The sequence below is a fragment of the Streptomyces sp. NPDC058457 genome, assembly GCF_042720695.1.
GTDB lineage: Bacteria > Actinomycetota > Actinomycetes > Streptomycetales > Streptomycetaceae > Streptomyces.
Genome location: NZ_JBHXLU010000011.1, coordinates 130497 through 147969, shown reverse-complemented (window position 1 = coordinate 147969; position 17473 = coordinate 130497). Strand labels below are relative to the sequence as shown.

General features: G+C 70.4%; 11 protein-coding genes and 1 pseudogene. 8 read left to right on the top strand and 4 right to left on the bottom strand.

Features of this window, described 5'->3' with window-relative positions; all coding sequences use genetic code 11:
- The first annotated feature begins 195 nt into the window (after window positions 1–195).
- Both ACFWPS_RS12415 and ACFWPS_RS12410 read left to right on the top strand, forming a co-directional pair.
- On the top strand, window positions 196–1422 hold the full coding sequence (locus ACFWPS_RS12415) for a tyrosine-type recombinase/integrase (protein ID WP_383703923.1): 1227 nt from the start codon (window positions 196–198) through the stop codon (window positions 1420–1422).
- Window positions 1419–3971 carry a tyrosine-type recombinase/integrase gene (locus ACFWPS_RS12410; protein ID WP_383703920.1) on the top strand — a complete coding sequence of 851 codons (2553 nt, stop codon included), beginning with the start codon at window positions 1419–1421 and terminating at the stop codon, window positions 3969–3971. Before ACFWPS_RS12415 ends, ACFWPS_RS12410 begins: the two co-directional genes overlap by 4 nt.
- Here the strand turns inward: ACFWPS_RS12410 and ACFWPS_RS12405 are convergent.
- From ACFWPS_RS12405 to ACFWPS_RS12395, 3 genes are all read right to left on the bottom strand, one after another.
- Window positions 3874–4479 carry a hypothetical protein gene (locus ACFWPS_RS12405; protein WP_383704034.1) on the bottom strand — a complete coding sequence of 202 codons (606 nt, stop codon included), beginning with the start codon at window positions 4477–4479 and terminating at the stop codon, window positions 3874–3876. The genes ACFWPS_RS12410 and ACFWPS_RS12405 overlap by 98 nt on opposite strands.
- Window positions 4480–4572: 93 nt before the next feature.
- The gene (locus ACFWPS_RS12400) at window positions 4573–5037 is read right to left on the bottom strand and encodes a hypothetical protein (protein WP_383703918.1); all 465 of its coding nucleotides are present in this window, start codon (window positions 5035–5037) and stop codon (window positions 4573–4575) included.
- Window positions 4947–6218 (bottom strand): tyrosine-type recombinase/integrase, encoded by a 1272-nt coding sequence (locus ACFWPS_RS12395; protein ID WP_383703916.1) that lies wholly within the window; start codon window positions 6216–6218, stop codon window positions 4947–4949. Before ACFWPS_RS12395 ends, ACFWPS_RS12400 begins: the two co-directional genes overlap by 91 nt.
- A gap of 335 nt (window positions 6219–6553) precedes the next feature.
- On the opposite strand from ACFWPS_RS12395, the pseudogene ACFWPS_RS12390 reads away from it, so the two are divergent.
- The 5 genes and pseudogenes from ACFWPS_RS12390 to ACFWPS_RS12370 form a co-directional block, all read left to right on the top strand.
- Window positions 6554–7291: pseudogene (locus tag ACFWPS_RS12390) on the top strand (ABC transporter substrate-binding protein); the annotation flags it as partial.
- A gap of 62 nt (window positions 7292–7353) precedes the next feature.
- On the top strand, window positions 7354–8328 hold the full coding sequence (locus ACFWPS_RS12385) for a FecCD family ABC transporter permease (RefSeq protein WP_383704031.1): 975 nt from the start codon (window positions 7354–7356) through the stop codon (window positions 8326–8328).
- Window positions 8325–9116 carry an ABC transporter ATP-binding protein gene (locus ACFWPS_RS12380; RefSeq protein WP_383703914.1) on the top strand — a complete coding sequence of 264 codons (792 nt, stop codon included), beginning with the start codon at window positions 8325–8327 and terminating at the stop codon, window positions 9114–9116. The genes ACFWPS_RS12385 and ACFWPS_RS12380 overlap by 4 nt, the downstream gene beginning before the upstream one ends.
- 582 nt (window positions 9117–9698) lie before the next feature.
- The gene (locus ACFWPS_RS12375; RefSeq protein ID WP_383703912.1) at window positions 9699–12923 is read left to right on the top strand and encodes a bifunctional cytochrome P450/NADPH--P450 reductase; all 3225 of its coding nucleotides are present in this window, start codon (window positions 9699–9701) and stop codon (window positions 12921–12923) included.
- 65 nt (window positions 12924–12988) lie between these two features.
- A complete protein-coding gene (locus tag ACFWPS_RS12370) occupies window positions 12989–14194 on the top strand; it encodes an MFS transporter (RefSeq protein ID WP_383703910.1) in 1206 nt (401 codons plus the stop codon).
- A 92-nt stretch (window positions 14195–14286) separates the two neighbouring features.
- Here ACFWPS_RS12370 and ACFWPS_RS12365 read toward each other — a convergent pair whose 3' ends face one another.
- Window positions 14287–14910, bottom strand: coding sequence for a TetR/AcrR family transcriptional regulator (locus tag ACFWPS_RS12365; RefSeq protein WP_383703908.1), 624 nt, complete (start codon window positions 14908–14910; stop codon window positions 14287–14289).
- A 158-nt stretch (window positions 14911–15068) separates the two neighbouring features.
- Here ACFWPS_RS12365 and ACFWPS_RS12360 point away from each other — a divergent pair, with 158 nt between their 5' ends.
- Window positions 15069–17456, top strand: a complete 2388-nt coding sequence (locus ACFWPS_RS12360) for a SpoIIE family protein phosphatase (protein WP_383703906.1) — start codon at window positions 15069–15071, stop codon at window positions 17454–17456.
- Window positions 17457–17473: the final 17 nt, after the last annotated feature.

Genomic DNA, 17473 nt, shown 5'->3' with positions numbered 1-17473 from the left:
AGCGGACGTCCCGTTGACCGAACTAGTTTGGGCTCCCTTTGAGGTCAACGCATAGTGACGACAGGGGAGTTGCGGCTCCTGCTGGCGGGTCGCCGTGACTGCGCGTGTGGTGGTGGATCTGGTTTCATCGCGTGCCGTCGAGTAGGTCGGCCCGTGGAGGTATGGATGCCAGAGGACAGCACGACGGTCCGGGACGTGGCGGTGCTGAAGGTGGCCCGGGTCGGCCGCGTTGAGAAGAGCGATGACCCGCTGAGGCCGTTTCGGCTCGTAGACGCCGATGGCACCGAGGTGGCGGCGGTCAGTGAATTCCTGCACCACATGCTCGCCGACGATGCGAGTCCGATGTCGCTGCGGTCCTACGCCTATGAGCTGTTGGCGTGGGTCCGGTTCTTACGCGCCGTGGACGTTCCCTGGCATCTGGCGAGCCGCGTTGAGGCCCGTGACTTCGCACTGTGGCTGAAGACCACGAAGAAGCCGCCCCGGCAGCGCCGTCCCGACGCGCCCGCCCCGGGATCGGTGAACCCGGTCACTGGGAAGGCCGCACCCGGCGAGAACTATGCCGCTCGGACCAGGCGGCACGCTCGCGCGGTGATCCGCTCGTTCTACGAGTACCACCGCGAGACCCACGGCCGACCGCTGATCAACCCGTTCCCCCAGGGAGGGACTGCCGACGAGGAGAGTCCGAATGCGCATCACAACCCGATGCAGCCGTTCCGGCGGCCCTCGCGCCGGGGTACCTATCAGCCCAAGGAGCCCAAGCCGACCCCGCGGACCATTCCTGACCAGGCGTTCAACGACCTGTTCGCCGGGTTGAAGTACAACCGGGACAGGGCTCTGATCGCGTTCTACATCTCGACCGGTGCCCGCGCCTCCGAGCTGCTGGGTGTCCCACAGGGTCTGGTTGCGCCCGGGGACCAGACGATCGGCGTGGTCCGCAAGGGCAGTCAGGTCCTGCAGCATCTCCCGGCCTCCGCCGACGCGTTCGTGTGGCTGCGGCTCTACCAGCAAGAACTGCGCGGCATGGTCCCCAAGCACCCGTCGAAGCCTCTGTGGTGGACGATGCGACGGCCCTTCCGCCCGCTGGAGTACGACGCGGCGCGGATGGTCTTCACCCGTGCCAACCAGTTGCTCGGCGCGAACTGGACCCTGCACGATCTGCGGCACAGCGCGGCCAAGAGGATGGTCCGCGATCCGAACCTGACCCTCGCCGACGTGCAGTGGGTCATGGGACATGCCCACATCACCACCACGGAAATCTATATCGCTCCCACTCCCGACGAGGTCGTCGCCCACGTCCTGGCCCACCATGAACGGCAGCGCGCCGAGCAGGTCAAGCCGCCGGCCCCGCCGGCGCCGGGATACCGCCCCGAGGTGCTGGCCACGCTGTTCGGCACCTCGGCTGCGGGCGGCGGAAGCCGGTGAACCCGACCGCGAACGTCGGCGTTGCCAGGGCCGTCGAGTCACCTGAGGGAGACAAAGCGCTGGAGTGGGAACCGCGAGTCGGCGAAGCGAGCTGGTGGCAGACCCGTCAGAGCCGGGAGAGTCTGGTCGAGCGGTTGCTGGGATTGTTCACCGACCCCGGTGCGGGCCTGACCCGCGACAAGACCCGGCGGCGGGGCCTGGGCAGGCTGCTGGACTGGCTCGAACGCCAGCCCGGAGAGACCTGGCAGGATCGCTGGATGGACAGCGGGGCGGACGACGCCGGCTTCGAGTGGACTGATCTGCCCCTGCAGGGACGAGGCACGCCCAAGGGCCACTGGCGCGATGAACTGGCCACGGGACTGGTGCTCCTGGTCGCCGGGCAGGCGATCCGTCCCAGCTACCGGTGGCTGCTGCGGCAGCGCGTGACGGTGATGCTCACCGAGTCCCGGGCCGCCAGCGACCCCGATGCTTTCCAGCGGCTCGAACAACTGGCCCAGCACGCGACACCCACAGCAAGGTCCGACGCCCTGAACAAACTCACCTGGATCGTGATCCGCAAGGGCGGCCTGGTCAGCGACATCACCGTCGGCGACTGCGTCGAGCTGACCGCCGCACTGGAGGAACACCACTTCCGGGGCAGCGCGGGCCGGCCGCTGTTCTATGCCCTGCTCAAGGAGACCGGCGTGCTCCCGCCCAGCGCACCGCTGCGGCTGCGGGCGCTTCGCATCGAGGGCCGCCGCAGCGTCGAACAGATCGTCGACGCGTACGGCATCGAGTGCCGGGCTGTCCGTGACCTGCTGGTCGAGTACTTCACCGAGCGGGCTCCCGAGCTCGACCACGTCTCGCTGCGTTCCATCGCCCGCAAACTGTGCCGGTTGTTCTGGCGCGACCTGGAGATCCACCATCCGGGCATCGACTCGCTGCGGCTGGCGCCCGAGGTCGCTCAGGCGTGGAAGGAACGCCTGGCCTACATTCGTGACGCTCAGGGCCACCCGGTGCGGCCGCGGGTGAACTTCCGCGGCGAGCTGGTGTTCGTCCGGGCGTTCTACCAGGACATCGCCCGCTGGGCAGCCGACGATCCGGCGCGGTGGGCGCCTTGGGCGGCGCCGTGTCCGGTCAAGGCGAACGAGTGCGCGACGAAGAAATCCAGGTCCGGGGTGAAGTCCCGGATGGACCAGCGGACCAGGACCCAGCTGCCGCTGCTGCCCGCCCTGCTTCGCGCCGTCGACCGGCAGCGCAAGGACACCATGGCCCGCATCACCGCGGCTCGCGCGACGCCGGCCGGTGGACGGTTCCTCGTTGCCGGGGAGGAGTTCGAACGCTGCGGGTCCGGACAGGCCCGCCGCGTCTACGTCACCGAGGTGGCCGCCGGCAGGCGGCGGAACCTGACCCACGAGGAGGAGGCGGCGTTCTGGTCCTGGGCAACAGTGGAGGTGCTGCGGCACACCGGCATCCGGATCGAGGAGATGCTGGAGCTCACCCACCACAGCTTCATCGCCTACACCCTGCCCACCACCGGCGAGGTGGTGCCGATGCTGCAGGTCGCCCCGTCCAAGACCGATGCCGAGCGGCTGCTGCTGGTCTCCCCGGAGCTGGCGGAGGTGCTGACCGCGGTTATCTTCCGGGTACGGGCCGGGAACGCCGCCCTGCCGCTGGTGTCGGCCTACGACGTGTTCGAGCAGACCTGGAGCCCGCCCATGCCGTTCCTGTTCCAACGCAGGTACGGCACCGAGGACCGGCCGCTGAACCGTAGCTACATCCGCGAGTGCCTGGTCGCGACCTCGCAGTCCGCCCAGATCACCGTGGCCGGCGACCCGCTCGAATGGCGCCCCCACGACTTCAGAAGGATCTTCGTGACCGACGCCATCCGTTCCGGACTGCCGCCGCACATCGCCGCGAAGATCTGCGGTCATACCGCTTTAGATACGACCATGGGGTATGCCGCGATCTACCCGGAGGACGTGATCTCCCATCACCGGGCCTTCATCGCCCGCCGCAGAACCGAGCGGCCCAGCGAGGAGTACCGCGAGCTCACCGCCACCGAGTGGGACGAGTTCCTCTCCCACTTCGAACTCCGCAAGGTTGCCCTGGGGACCTGCGGCCGCGATTATGCGACCCCGTGCCAGCATGAAAACGCCTGTGTCAGATGCCCCCTACTGCTCGTGGATCCAGCCCAGATGCCACGCCTCCAGGAGATCCACGCCAACCTCGTCGACCGCCTCCAAGAGGCAAAGGATCAGGGCTGGCTCGGCGAGGTTGCCGCCATCGAGACCACCCTGGCCGCCGCCGCGCAGAAACTGGAGGAAATGCGCGACCGTGCAGCGCAACCGTCCACCGTCCACCTCGGCATGCCCGACTACCGCCGGAACGCCGGACGAACCAGAAGCCCCACCAACCGCGGCAGGCCCGTTGTGAGTCGACCGCGACTTCGGGACGGTTGGCGCCGCGAGATCAAGCCTTGGGCAGGAAATCCCGCCAGAACGAGACGGTCGCCTGGGGGCGCCAGTCGTCGGGGGTGTGGGCGTCGAAATCGTCGAACTCGTGGTTGACGTAGTCGACCAGGTCAGTGCCGTAACAGATGATGTCGGTGCCCCACACTGAGAGAACCGGGTGACCATGGGAGCCATGGCCGGCAGGCAGGAACCGATGCCCGTAGATGGGAACGAGCTTGGGGACCCGAGCAAGCAGCGTCTGAGCTTGCTGAAGGGCCTCGTCGGCATCCTCCGGCCGTTGCCCCCAGCTCGGATGCCAGTAGCCGTGTCGGACCGACAGGGCAATGCCCTCCACGGGCCACTCAAGCCGCTCTCGGAGTCCTTTGGGGTCGCCGTTGCGCCAGTCCGGCCACGGGTTCTCCCACGTGTCCCCCTCTTCGGGCGGCTGACTGACCGGCAAGCCCGACGCCAGGAAAGCCCGGTGGTCGTCGGCAAACTCGATGCCGTACTCCTGCTCAATACGCTGGAGCTCGATCTCGCTCAGCCCCGGCGCTATCTCACAGCAGTCCGCAACGGCGAGAAGGCGCGCTGCTTCGTTCCCCAGCTTCATCCCATCCGGCTTCATCACGTCGGAACAGTACTGGTCCCGCCATCTGAGCTCGGACAGTTTTCGAAGATCACCTGGCTGCAGCCGGAGCCCGCCTGACGCGAGATGAGCTCAGGCGCCCGGCGGCAGGACCTCGATCACGGTGGCCGTTCCGGCAACAGGTCGGGCTTCGTACATGGTGATCACATCGCCGGGCTTCAGGTGCCTCCACTGCTCGGGGCTCAGAGGAGCCAGCCGAACGTCGGCGGTCTCTCCCGGGCCAAGCTCCTGCGCATACTCCACCCACAATCGGGCGATGTTCAGTTCTCGCTCCCTGCCGGCGGTGCGGTTGCCGATGTCCCACATCGGCCGGAGCCGCCCGTCTGCGGCAAAGGCAGTCCGGCGTCGGCCCTCCTCCGCACCCACCAGGCTCAGGGTCGCCCGGACGGTGCCGTGTCGGACTTCCCAGCCCCGCCACTCGCACCAACGCCGGCTGCGGTCGAGCATCATCTGCCAAGCGGCCTCGGCGAGTAGTTCCCAGAAGTCAACGGACGCGGGATGGACATCCCCGATCTCGATGAGAACGCCGAGCACCATCTCCCACTCCTGGCGCCCGATGTCCTCGCGCACATCCCCGACCGTCTGGCCGTTCTCTGCCGCTGCGTCCTCCGGCAGCAGATCGACGGCCTGCCGAAGGAGTGTGAACGCGTCATCCATGTGCTGCATTCTCCCCCCGTCTCCGGACGCCGGTTGAAGGGCGAACAGGCCGACCGGAGTTGGCGGCGCGACACGCCCAATGCTCGCTGGCGCCGAGATTGTTGCCCACTACTTTGAGCAACTCGACTGCGATCCGCCCCCGCCAGACCGTCTGGACTAGTTCGGATAAGCAGGCGTGTTCGTGGACGCAGTCGGTGCCGAATGCCCGGCCGCAGGGTTCGACGGCGGGCGATGAACGCGTGGTGGGCCTCGATGGCCTCGGTCGGGTAGACCGCCTTGTAGCCCATCGTGGTGGAGATGTTCTTGTGCCCGACGATGATCTGAGCGATGTGCGGGGGCAGGCCGCTCATGATCGCATCGGTGACGAAGATCCTGCGGAAGTCGTGGGGTTGATAGCGCAGGGGCTGCCCGGTGTTGTCCGTCAGCCCGGACGCGTCCAGGGTCTCGTCCAGCCCTTTGCGGATCGTGCTCATCGACACCACGCGGTTCTGGCCGCCGCCGGACCACTGGAACAGCAGCGGCATCGGCGGGTTCCAGACCCGTTCGCCGTGGTCATAGGAGGCGACGAGCGGGATCGTGCCGGATTCGTCGCGGGCCCGGCAGACGATAGTGCTTAAGACGTCTGCGAGTTCCGGGCTGACCAGCAGCAGCCGCTCCTCGTCGGTCTTCGACGGGGCGATTTGCAGCAGGGGGACGATCTCGCCGGTGGTCGGCAGTTTGTATTGGACGATGCTGTGGTGGCTGACCTCCAGCATTTCCTCGATGCGGACGCCGGTGAGGCGGAGGAATTCCACTGAGGCCCAGGCCCAGAAGGCCCGGAGCTCTGCGTCGCCCAAGCGCCTCCTCTTGCCGCCCGTGTCGAAGGCGATGGTCATCTGGCCCGGGTCGCTCCAGCGGTTGCCCCGGGCCTTGGTGAACGTCTCGCCCAGGACCGTGAACGTGGTTCCCGGATCAGCCACTTGGACCGCTGCCAGCCTCTCCTGGGCCTTCTTGAGTTCGTCGGCGGCAGTCCTGACCAGAGCGGGCAGAACGGGGAGACGTTCACGGGTCCGCTGATCCATCCGAGCCTTCCGCCGGGATTCGCGCTTCCGGTGGGAGACCTCGTTCGCCTTGATCGGGCAGGGTGCGGCCCAGGGCCCCCAGCGGGACGGCTCTTCCACGGCCCACTGGGCGATGTCGAGGTAGAAGGCACGGACCGCGGCCAGCAGGTCGATGTAGTTCAGCCGCAGGCTGGTGGTGTAGCTGCCGTCCGGCTGCCGCTTGCGGTCGATCTTGGTGCGGACGCGTTCCTTCCAGGCCGCCGTGGTCTCGGCAGACAGACGGAGGGAGTCGATACCGGGCCTGAGTTCTTCGAGATTCTTCCAGAAGTGCCGGGCTGGAATCCGCGAGATGTGCGGGCCGCGCCGCCGCCATCAAGAAGCTGCCCAACGGCGACGTCAGGCTCAACGACGCCTACGACATCCCCCGCGAGGCGATGATCGGGCTGCGCCCGGACCTGGTCCTCTCGACGACGTCCTACGGCTTCGACGAGAAGAACGGCTTCGCCACCCGGGACCAGCTCAAGCAGGTCGGCGCCAACACCTGTGTCTCGCCCCGGGGTTGCGACCAGGACACCTCCAGGATGACCAGCGCGGACAGCTACACGCTGCTGCGCGACATGGGGAAGATCTTCGACCGGAGCGCCCAGGCCGAGAAGCTGGTCACCGCGTCGGAGAAGCACATCGCCGAGGTCGCCGCCAAGGTCGAGGGCGAGAAGCAGCCCAAGGTCGTGGTCCTCTTCTCCAACATGGCCATGGGCGGCAACGACTTCAGCTCGGTCGTCGCCAAGGGCATCTACAACGACATCCTCGCCAAGGCCGGCGGCACCAACGCCTTCGAGAACGCCTCCAAGACCTCCTTCGCCGACCTCAGCAAGGAGAAGGTGGCCGCCACCGACGTCGACGCGCTCGTCGTCATCGGCTACAACGACCCGAACCCGGCGGCCTACGCCAGGAAACTGCTGAAGGAGTTCCCCCAGTGGCCGGCCGCGAAGAACAACAAGTACGCAGCGCTGTCGGACTCGATGTACCTCGGCCCGAGCAACGACCTGGCCGTGGCGAAGATCGCCGAGATGCTGCACCCCGACAAGTTCTGAAAACGCCGAAAGCCCTGAGCGGGCCGGGACTCGTCGTCCTGCCGGTCGTGCTCGTCGCCGTCATGGTGGTGGCGGTGAGCATCGGCGCGGTGAACATCCCGGTGGGCGACGTGTGGCGGATCCTCCTGCACCACGTCACGGGGCAGGGTGCCACCGGCGACCCCGCCCTGGACCAGATCGTATGGACCTTCCGGGCACCCCGTGTCGCCCTGGCCGCCCTGGTCGGCGCGGGCCTGGCCGTCGCCGGGGCGGTGTTGCAGACCCTGGTCTCCAACCCCCTCGCCGACCCCGTCGTCCTCGGCTTCTCCTACGGCGCCTCGCTCGGCGCCGTCCTGGTCATCACCCTCGGCGGCGTCGCGCTCGCCGGGCTGGGCGGACTCGGCGTCTCGGGCGCGGCGTTCGTCGGCGCGCTCGCCGCCGGGGCGCTGGTCTTCGCCCTGGGACAGCGGGGCGGCCGGCTCGCCCCGACCCGACTGGTCCTGGCCGGCTTGGCGGTCGGCTACGTCCTGCTGTCGATGACCAGCTTCGTCCAGCTGCTCGCCACCCCCACCGAGCTGCGGACGGTGATGTTCTGGATGCTCGGCAGCGTCGCGGGCGCCCAGTGGAGCCAACTGCCCACCGTCACGGCCGTCGTCCTGACCAGCACGGTGCTGCTGACCCTGTTCGGCCGGCGCCTCAACGCCCTGCTGGCCGGCGACGAGTCCGCGACCGCGCTCGGCGTGGACGTCCACCGGCTCCGGGCCGTCCTCCTCGTCATCAGCGCGCTGCTCACCGGCACGGTCATCGCCGTCGCGGGCGGGGTGGGCTTCGTCGGCCTGATGATTCCCCACCTGATCCGCCTGACCGTGGGCGCCGGCCACCGCCGCCTGCTGCCCCTGACCGCCCTCCTGGGCGCGATCTACCTGGTCCTGGTGGACCTGCTCTCCCGCACCCTCACCCGCCCCGACGAACTCCCGCTCGGCATCCTCACCGCCCTGCTGGGCGCCCCCTTCTTCCTCTGGCTGCTGCGCCGCAACAAGGGCCCGGACACCGTATGAAACTGACCGTCGATCAGCTGGCCGTGACCCTGGACCGCAATTCGATCCTTCGCGAAGTCACCCTGGAGGCCGCCGAGGGAGACGTCGTCGGGCTCGTCGGCCCCAACGGCAGCGGCAAGTCCACCCTGCTCCGCACGGTCTACCGCTCCCTGCGCCCCGCCGGCGGAGTGGTCCGGGTGGGCGGCGACGACGTGTGGGAACTCTCCGCGCGCACCGCCGCCCGCCGCACGGCGGCCGTCCTCCAGGATGCCGGTACGACGACCGGACTGACCGTCACCGAGATCGTCGCCCTGGGCCGCACACCCCACCACGGCCTGATGGGCCGGGACGGCACCGAGGACCGCGAGGCCGTGGCCGAGGCGGTCGCCCGCTGCGGAGTCGGCCCCTTCGCGGACCGCGACCACACCACCCTCTCCGGCGGCGAACGCCAACGCGTCCTGCTCGCCCGCGCCCTCGCCCAGCGGCCCCGGCTGCTGGTCCTCGACGAACTCACCAACCACCTCGACATCCGCGCCCGCTTCGAGCTCCTGGACCTGATCCGCAGCACGGGCATCACCACCCCGGCGGTCCTCCACGACCTCGAGCTGGCCGCCCGGCTCTGCGACCACCTGGTCGTCCTCCACGAGGGCGCGGTGGTGGCGGGGTCCGTCCTGGACGTCCTTACCCCGGATCTCCTCTGCGATGTCTTCGGTGTCCGAGGCGATACGGAACGCCATGCGGACGGTGTCGTCCGCATCACGTACGCGGCCCAGCCCCTGGCCCAGGAGCCCGAACTGACGGAGGCGTGACGCGCGGGGCCGGGCGCCGGGTGGTTCGTACCGGATCCCGGCCCGGGGCGGCTCGCACCGCTCGGCATCGCCGGACCAGGTGGACCGCTGGACCAGGTGGACCGCCCTGTCGATCCCGGCCGACACTCCGGCCGAGCTGACGACGTCGCCGCCGCCGGCGTACCGAACTCCCGCGCGGACGTCGATCGACCCGTCGTACTTCGCGAGCACGGGCCTCCCCGCCATGCCGTCATCAGCTTGGCGACCGCGGTGCAGCCGTGGACGGCGACGGGCGCGGTCGGCCGCCGAGCGGGAGGGAGCGGTGGCCGACTGCTCGGCGACGGCAGCCGGCCTCCCGTCAGGCGTCCTCGCGGTCGGTGCGGCGGCCGTACGACATGGCCGTGCGGGCCCCGTGCCACCGGCGCCCGCGATCCGCTTTCGCGTGTTCCGGTTCCGGACGCTCCGCATCTCGACTTGGTTCTGTCGGTCGACCGTGTCAATCAACACAATCGACTGACATTGTCGAGTGACAATGTCGCTTGTATGTTGATCACCAAGCGACTGCTGATGTGGAACGAAGATGTGGAACGAAAGGGCACGCCCATGACTCACGCGTTCGTCGAGACGACCGAGGCCCTCCAGGCGATCCCCGAGCGCCCGGCGCTGCCCCTGTTCGGTCACGCGCTCGGCATCCCGAAGGGCGCCGACGGCCTCATCCACCTGATGAAGGAGACGAAGGAGCTCGGGCCGGTGTTCCGGGTCCGGGTCTTCGGGACCGAGACCGTCCTCGTCGGCGGCCCGGACCTGGTGGCCGAGCTGTCGGACGTGACCCGGTTCCGCAAGAACGTGCACCCGGACCTGGTCGAGATCCGCCAGATCGCCGGGGACGGCCTGTTCACGGCCTTCAACGAGGAGGCGAACTGGCACCGGGCGCACGACATCCTCATGCCGGCCTTCTCGCTCGGGGCGATGCGCGGCTACCACGCGACCATGCTCCGGGTCGCCCGCTCCCTCCTCGCCAAGTGGGATCGGGCCGCCGGGCAGCACTCCGTGGACGTTCCCGAGGACATGACCCGGCTGACCTTCGACACGATCGGGCTGTGCGGCTTCGACTACGACTTCGAGTCGTTCCGCCGCGCGGAGCCGCACCCCTTCGTCGAGGCGATGTCACGTGCCCTGGCCTTCACCCAGGCCAAGGGCGAGTCGATCCCCGGCACGGAGCTGTTCCGGTGGAAGCAGGCCGACCAGTTCCGCAAGGACGCCGAGCTGATGACGAACCTCGTCGACGAGGTGATCCGGCAGCGCAGGGCCTCCGGCGACACGAGCACCGACGACCTGCTGGGCCGCATGCTGCACACCCGCGACCTCGAGACGGGAGAGCCGCTGGACGACGTGAACATCCGCCACCAGGTGATCACGTTCCTCATCGCCGGTCACGAGACCACCAGCGGGGCCCTGTCGTTCGCCCTGTACTACCTGACCAAGCACCCCGAGGTGCTGGCCCGGGCCCAGGCCGAGGTGGACTCCCTGTGGGGCGACACCGACAACCCCGAGCCGGAGTACGGGGACATCGGCAAGCTCACCTACATCCGCCAGGTGCTCACCGAGAGCCTGCGGCTGTGGCCGACGGCGCCCGCCTTCGCCGTGGAGCCGACCGAGGACACCGTCATCGGCGGCAAATACCGGGTACGCAAGGGCGAGACGCTGATGATCCTCACCCCGGCCCTGCACCGCGACCCCGCCTGGGGCGAGAACGTCGAGCTCTTCGACCCCGAGCGGTTCACGCCCGAGCAGGAGGCGGCGCGCCCGATCCATCTGTTCAAGCCGTTCGGCAACGGTGAACGCGCCTGCATCGGCCGCCAGTTCGCCCTGCACGAAGCGACCCTGCTGCTGGGTCTGCTGGTCCACCGCTACCGCCTGGTCGACCACTCCGACTACCACCTGAAGATCAAGCAGTCGCTCACCATCAAGCCCGACGAGTTCACCCTCGAACTGGCCCGGCGCACCAGCGGTGAGCGCCGCCTGGTCGCGGCCGCCCCGAGCAGCGACCCCGACGCCCGGGACCGGCCCGCGGTCCGGCGTGCCACCGGCACCGCGCTGACCGTGCTGCACGGCTCCAACCTCGGCACCTGCGCGGGCATCGCCCGCGACCTGGCGGCGGACGGCCAGGAGCACGGCTTCCTCGCGACGGCCGCCGCCCTCGACGACGCCGTGGACCGGCTCTCCGCCGCCGACGGACCGGTCGTCATCGTGGCCGCCTCCTACAACGGCAGGCCCACCGACGACGCGGCGGAGTTCGTCCGCCGGCTGGAAGGGCTCGAACCCGGCTCGCTCGACGGCATGCAGTACGCCGTACTCGGCGTCGGCGACCGCAACTGGGCCGCCACCTACCAGCGCATCCCCACCCTCATCGACGACCGCCTGACCGCTGCCGGCGCCACGCCGCTGCTGGAACGGGGCGCCGCGGACGCCTCCGGAGACTTCGCCGGCACGGTGGACCGGTGGACCGCCGACCTGTGGGCCGCGCTGCTGGAGCGGTACGGCACCGCGGGTGAGGCGGAGCGGGCGGCGGAGCCGGAAGGGGGCGCGGACGACGGACTGTACGCACTGGAGGACGCGGACGACTCGGTCATCGGCGGACTCGCGGCACGGCACGGCGTCCAGCCGATGGAGGTCCTCGCAGCCCGCGAACTGGTCGACATGAACCACGAACTCGGCCGCTCCAAGCGCTTCCTGACGCTGCGGCTGCCGGAGGGCGTCACCTACCGCACCGGCGACCACATCGCCGTACTGCCGAGCAACCCGGAGGCCCTCGTCCGCAGGGTCGCCGACCGCTTCGGCCTCGACCTGGACCGCACCGTCCGGCTGCGCGCCCGCCGCCGCAGCCGGGGCGCCCTGCCCGTCGACCGCCCGCTGACCCTGCGCCGGCTGCTGACCGACTTCGTGGAACTGCAGGACCCCGCCACCCGGGAGCAGGTGGCCGTGCTCGCCGAACACACGGCCTGCCCGCCGGAGCGACGCCCGCTGGCCGCGCTGGCCGCGGCGGACCCGGCAGCCTTCGACGGTGAGGTGACCGCCGCCGGACACAGTGTGCTGGACCTGCTGGAGCGCCACCGCGCCTGCGAGCTGCCGTTCGAGCGCTTCCTGGAGCTGCTGCCGGTGCTGCGCCCGCGCCACTACTCGATCTCCTCGTCCGCCCAGGCGGCACCCGGTGAGGTCGACCTGATGGTGTCGCTGCTCGCCGCGCCCCACCGCGCAGGCGAGGGCACTTTCCGGGGCATCGCCTCGCACTACCTGCAGACCGTGAAGGCCGGCGAGACCGTCCAGGCCAGGGTGCTGCCCTGCAACGAGGACTTCCGGCTTCCGCGCGACCCGTCCGTGCCGGTCATCCTGGTCAGCGCAGGCACGGGGCTGGCTCCATTCCGGGGCGCCGTCCTCGACCGCCACCACGCCCGGTCCACCGGAACGCTCCTGTGCTACTTCGGCTGCGACCACCCCGACGTGGACTACCTGCACCGCGACGAGTTCGAGGCGGCCGAGGCCGCGGGCGCCGTCAGCATGCGGCCCGCCTTCTCCTGCGCCCCCGAGCACGGCGCCCGCTTCGTGCAGGACCGCATCGCGAGGGAGAGCGCCGAGGTCTGGGCGGCGCTGGAAGCCGGCGGGCGGGTCTACGTCTGCGGCGACGGCCGGCGCATGGCCCCCGCGGTGCGGGAGGCGTTCATGGCGGTCTACCGCAGGTACACCGGCGCCGGGGACGCGGAGGCGAGCGCCTGGCTGAGCGCCCTGACCGAGTCCGGCTACTACGTGGAGGACGTCTGGGCGGGCTGACCACTCCGCCCGCCGACCCCCTCCAGGACCTCCGACCTCCCATGTCCCCAACTCGTGAGGACCACATGTCTGTTGCACCCTCGGCCCCCCGCCCGGGCCCGGCCGCCCTCACCTTCGCCGTCGCGGTGGCGCTCGTCGCCGGCGTGACGCTGGGCAACGGCGGAGCGAACGTGATGCCCGTCTTCGTCGACGACTTCGCCTCGCGGTTCGCACTGGCGGACTCCACGGCGGGCCTCGTGGCCGCGACCCAGCTGACCGCGACCGCGATCGTGACCCTGCTGCTGGCCAAGCGCGCCGCGGGGCCCGGCCGGGTGCGGATGACCCGGCTCGGTCTCGTCCTGGCGGCGGCCGGCTTTCTCGGGGCGACGGCGGCGGCCGACGTGCCGACGCTGATCCTGGCCAACGTGGTTCTCGGCGCGGGGCTCGGGGCGGTCTACGCGGCGGCCACGGCCGCGCTCGCCGCCACCGACGACGCCGACAAGGCGTCCGCGGTCACCATCTCCGGTGTGGTCGGCGTGACGGCCCTGCTGATCATGGCCGTGCCCGAGGCCAACCACGACGTGGGGGAGGGCACCGGGTTCCTCCTCATGGCCCTCTGCTGCCTCGCCGCCTGGCCGCTGGTACGACGGCTGCCGGACGGGCCTGCCATGCAGGGGACCATGTCCACCCGCACCGCGGACGAGCGGGCGGCCCGCCCCTCGGCGGGCCTGCTGGCCGGCACCGCGCTCCTCTGGGCGGTGACCCAGGGCGCGTGGTCCTATGCCTCGGTGCTCGGGCGGCAGCACACGGGCATGTCGCACTCCGTCGTGTCGGCCGTGCTCGCGGTGTCCAGCGTCGTGGCGCTCGTCGGCGCGGTGGTCGGACCGGCCGCCGCCCGGCGCTTCGGGCGGCGGCGGTCGATGGCCGCCTTCGTCGGCGCGCAGGCCCTGGCGATGGCGCTTCTGATCTTCACGCACGACCCCGTGCTGTTCACGGTCGCGGCCGTCCTCTGGCAGACGTGCCAGCTGGCGGTCCTGGTCCAGACGCTCGCCGCCGCGGCGCTCATCGACTCCACCGGGCGACTGGTGGCCTCGCTCAGCGGCGCGGGTGCGCTGGGCACCGGCATCGGACCCCTGGCCGTGGGGGCGGTCCTCGACGGCGCGGGGGCCGGGGTCCTGAGCCTGGTCCTGGCGGTCGGCACCTTCGCCGCTTCCATGCCGCTGCTGAGGATGACGGTGGCCAGTGACTCGGTCCCCGGTGACCGTGAGCCTGCCACCTCGCCGGTGGCCTGAGCCGTACGAGGCGAGGCCGCCGCCGTCGGATGACGGCGGCGGCCTCGGCGCTTCACGGGTGCCGGCTCCCGGTGTTCCGGCCGGGGCCCCGGTCAGGTCGTGGGCACCGGCACGGGATCGAGCCGGCCGCCGGCCAGGGCGACGACGGCCGAGACCAGCGCCTGCAGACAGGTCTGCTCGGCCTCCTCGTCGGGCAGGGAGAGGCGTTGCATGATGAGTCCGTCGAAACCGGCGAGGAAGAACCTGGCGATGGTCTCCGACGGCAGGGCGAGCTCGCGGCCGGTACGCGCGGCCGCCACGGCGATCATCTTCGCCGTGACGGCCGTGACCTCGCGGTGGTGACTCGTCGCGGCCTCGTGCAGGCTCGGGGTCCGCAGTGCCAGCATGCTCAACTCGTTGAGCAACTGGTGGCTGGCCGGCTGCTGGTGCACGGTGCGCCACAGGGACGCGGCCAGCGCGGCCAGGGACTCCTCGAAACCGGCGTCCGTGGGCGCCCACTCCTCGACCTGTGCGACCAGGTCATGGGTGATCTGCTCCATGACGGACCGGTAGAGGTCCTCCTTGGTGCCGAAGGTGTAGTGCACCGTCGCCTGCGCCACGCCGAGTTCGGCGGCGATGGCGCGGGTGCTTCCGGCGGCGATGCCCTCGCGGGTCATGAGGTCGATCGCCGCTTTGATCAGCTGGGGGCGGCGCTCCGCCGCGGACACATGAGCCATGACGGCATCATACTGACTTAGTCCCCCGAGCAAGTCGTTCGACCAAGTCGGATCTCCCGACCCTGGCGGCCGCGCCGCCCGGGCGCCGGTCATCCGCAGGCCCGGAGTCGCGGATGCGCATTATGGTGTGAATCGAGCTCTATTTCCTGAGGGATGCCATGAGTGCATCAACCACCTTCGTCAGCGCCCGGTCGTTCACCTGCGACGCGGTGGCCGGCGCCGTGATCGACGACCGCGGCACGATCGTGTCCTGGACCGACGAAGCCGTGCACCTGACGGGTTTCGCCGCCGAGGAGGTCTGCGGCCAGCCGGTCCGGGAGTTGCTGCCGGACCTGCACGACAGCCCGCGCGCCGGGCACGGGGTCGACAAGTGGCCCGCGGCCGGGCGCGTGCGGGTGCGACACCGCGGAGGGGGCGTGGTCGTCGTAGCCTTCCGGGTCACCCGCCTGGCGGGCTCGCCGGAGTTCCTCGTCCTCGCAACCCCGCAACCCCAGGCAGTGGACAGCGAACAGGGCGTCTCGCTGCTGCGCACGCTCTTCGCCCAGAAGCGGTTCCGGATCGCGCTCTGCGACACGGACCTGACCGTCGTGCGCACCAATGCCGGTCCGGAGCTCCCCGGCGATCCCCAGGCGGTCCTCGGCAAGCGCCTGCGCGACACAGTGCCCGCGTCCGAAGCCGAGGGCGTCGAGGAAGTGCTTCGGGAGGTTCTGCGGACCGGCTCGCCCGCGGTTCTCGAGAACCGGCCGACGGAATGGCTGCGGGAGCCGGCACGTCAGCCGCTGCTGTCCCTGACGGCCTTCCGGCTGGAGGACGCGGCAGGACGGCCGACCGGGGTGGTCGTCGTTTTCGGGGACGCCACGGAGGAAAGACGGGCCCGTCTCCACCTGGACGTCCTCCGGCAGGCGGGCGCACGCATCGGACGCTCCCTGGACATCACCCGCACGGCACAGAGCATCGCGGACCTGCTCGCACCCGCCCTCGGATACCTGGCAAGCGTCGATCTCGCGCAGGCGGTCTTCGACGGCGAGGAACCCGCCAAATGGCTGGGCGGAGGTGACCTCCACCTGCGTGACGCCGCCAGAGCACCGATCGGCGCTTTCGACGTGGGCTTGGAGCCCGGCGACGCACTTCCTCCGTTCCCTGACCATCCCAAACTCCGCAGGCTCCAGAGAGGAGAGACGATCATCTTCGATCGTGACGAGTTCGTCGCCGGCCTCGGGGATCCCCAGCTGGCGGAGCACATTCTTCCCAAGGACTTCCGCACGCTGATGGTCGCGCCCCTGCATGCCCGCGGACTGCTGCTCGGGGACATAACGTTGTGGCGCGGCGACCGAAGCGGCCCGTTCACCGAACAGGAAACGGAACTGGTGTCGGAGATCGCGTCCAGGGGCGCCCTCGCCATCGACAACGCCAGGCGTTACACGCGAGAGCATCGCGCGGCTCTGGCCCTGCAGGAGCGGCTGCTCCCGCCGGCCACGACGGACACACCGGCCGCCGAGACGGCCGGCGTCTACCTGCCGGCAGGCGGCGGGGCCGAGATCGGCGGCGACTGGTTCGACGCCATTCCCCTGCCCTCCCTCCGGCTGGCACTCGTGGTCGGAGACGTGGTCGGCCACGGTATGCACGCGACCGCGACCATGGGACGCCTGCGTACGGCGGTCCAGTCGCTCGCCGACCTCGAACCGGAACCCGGCGAACTGCTCGCTCACATCGCCGACCTGGTCCAACGCCTTGCCGCCGAGGCACCGCCCGGACACGACGACGCCGTCGGCGCCACCTGCCTGTACGCGGTCTACGACCCCGTCGCGCGCCGCTGCACCCTCGCCTGCGCGGGACACCCCCCGCCGATCGTCGTCCGACCCGATCTGCGGGCCGAACCCGTGGCGGTCTCCGTGGGGCCGCCCCTCGCCGTGGGCGGCGTGCCCTACGAGACCGCGACCTTCGACCTCGAGCCGGGCAGCGTGCTCGCCCTCTACACCGACGGCCTGATCGAGCGGGACGGCGAGGACGTGGACCGTGGCGTACGGCGGCTCACCGACGCGCTGGCCGCGTCGTGCCGTCCCGATCGCCCGCTGAACGACACCGGCCGGGGTCTCCTCGCGGAACTCGGACCTCCGGAACGGCGGGACGACGCGGCCCTGTTGCTGGCCCGGACCCGCGTCATCCCACCGGAGGACACGGCGCACTGGACGTTCCCGTCGGACCCCGCGGCCGTCTCCGACGCGCGGGCGGCGACGACACGTCAGCTGGCCGCATGGGGGCTCGATCACCTGGCGGTCACGGCCGAGCTCGTCGTCAGTGAACTGGTGACCAACGCCATCCGGTACGGGCGGCCACCGGTGGGCCTGCGCCTCATCCGGCACAACGTCCTGGTCTACGAGGTAACCGACTCCAGCAGTACCCAGCCGCGCCTGAGACGCGCCCGCACCACCGACGAGGGAGGACGCGGCCTGTTCCTGGTGGCCCAGCTCACCACCCGATGGGGCTGTCGCTACGGTCAGAACGGGAAGACGATCTGGGCGGAACAGTCCCTGGAGAGCATCTGAAGCGGGCCGCGCCGATA

Coding starts and splice junctions, on each gene's coding strand:
- ACFWPS_RS12405 (WP_383704034.1), bottom strand. CDS start 4,479: ATGAAGCCGGATGGGATGAAGCTGGGGAACGAAGCAGCGCGCCTTCTC.
- ACFWPS_RS12400 (WP_383703918.1), bottom strand. CDS start 5,037: ATGGTGCTCGGCGTTCTCATCGAGATCGGGGATGTCCATCCCGCGTCC.
- ACFWPS_RS12395 (WP_383703916.1), bottom strand. CDS start 6,218: ATGGATCAGCGGACCCGTGAACGTCTCCCCGTTCTGCCCGCTCTGGTC.
- ACFWPS_RS12385 (WP_383704031.1), top strand. CDS start 7,354: ATGGTGGTGGCGGTGAGCATCGGCGCGGTGAACATCCCGGTGGGCGAC.
- ACFWPS_RS12380 (WP_383703914.1), top strand. CDS start 8,325: ATGAAACTGACCGTCGATCAGCTGGCCGTGACCCTGGACCGCAATTCG.
- ACFWPS_RS12375 (WP_383703912.1), top strand. CDS start 9,699: ATGACTCACGCGTTCGTCGAGACGACCGAGGCCCTCCAGGCGATCCCC.
- ACFWPS_RS12370 (WP_383703910.1), top strand. CDS start 12,989: ATGTCTGTTGCACCCTCGGCCCCCCGCCCGGGCCCGGCCGCCCTCACC.
- ACFWPS_RS12365 (WP_383703908.1), bottom strand. CDS start 14,910: ATGGCTCATGTGTCCGCGGCGGAGCGCCGCCCCCAGCTGATCAAAGCG.
- ACFWPS_RS12360 (WP_383703906.1), top strand. CDS start 15,069: ATGAGTGCATCAACCACCTTCGTCAGCGCCCGGTCGTTCACCTGCGAC.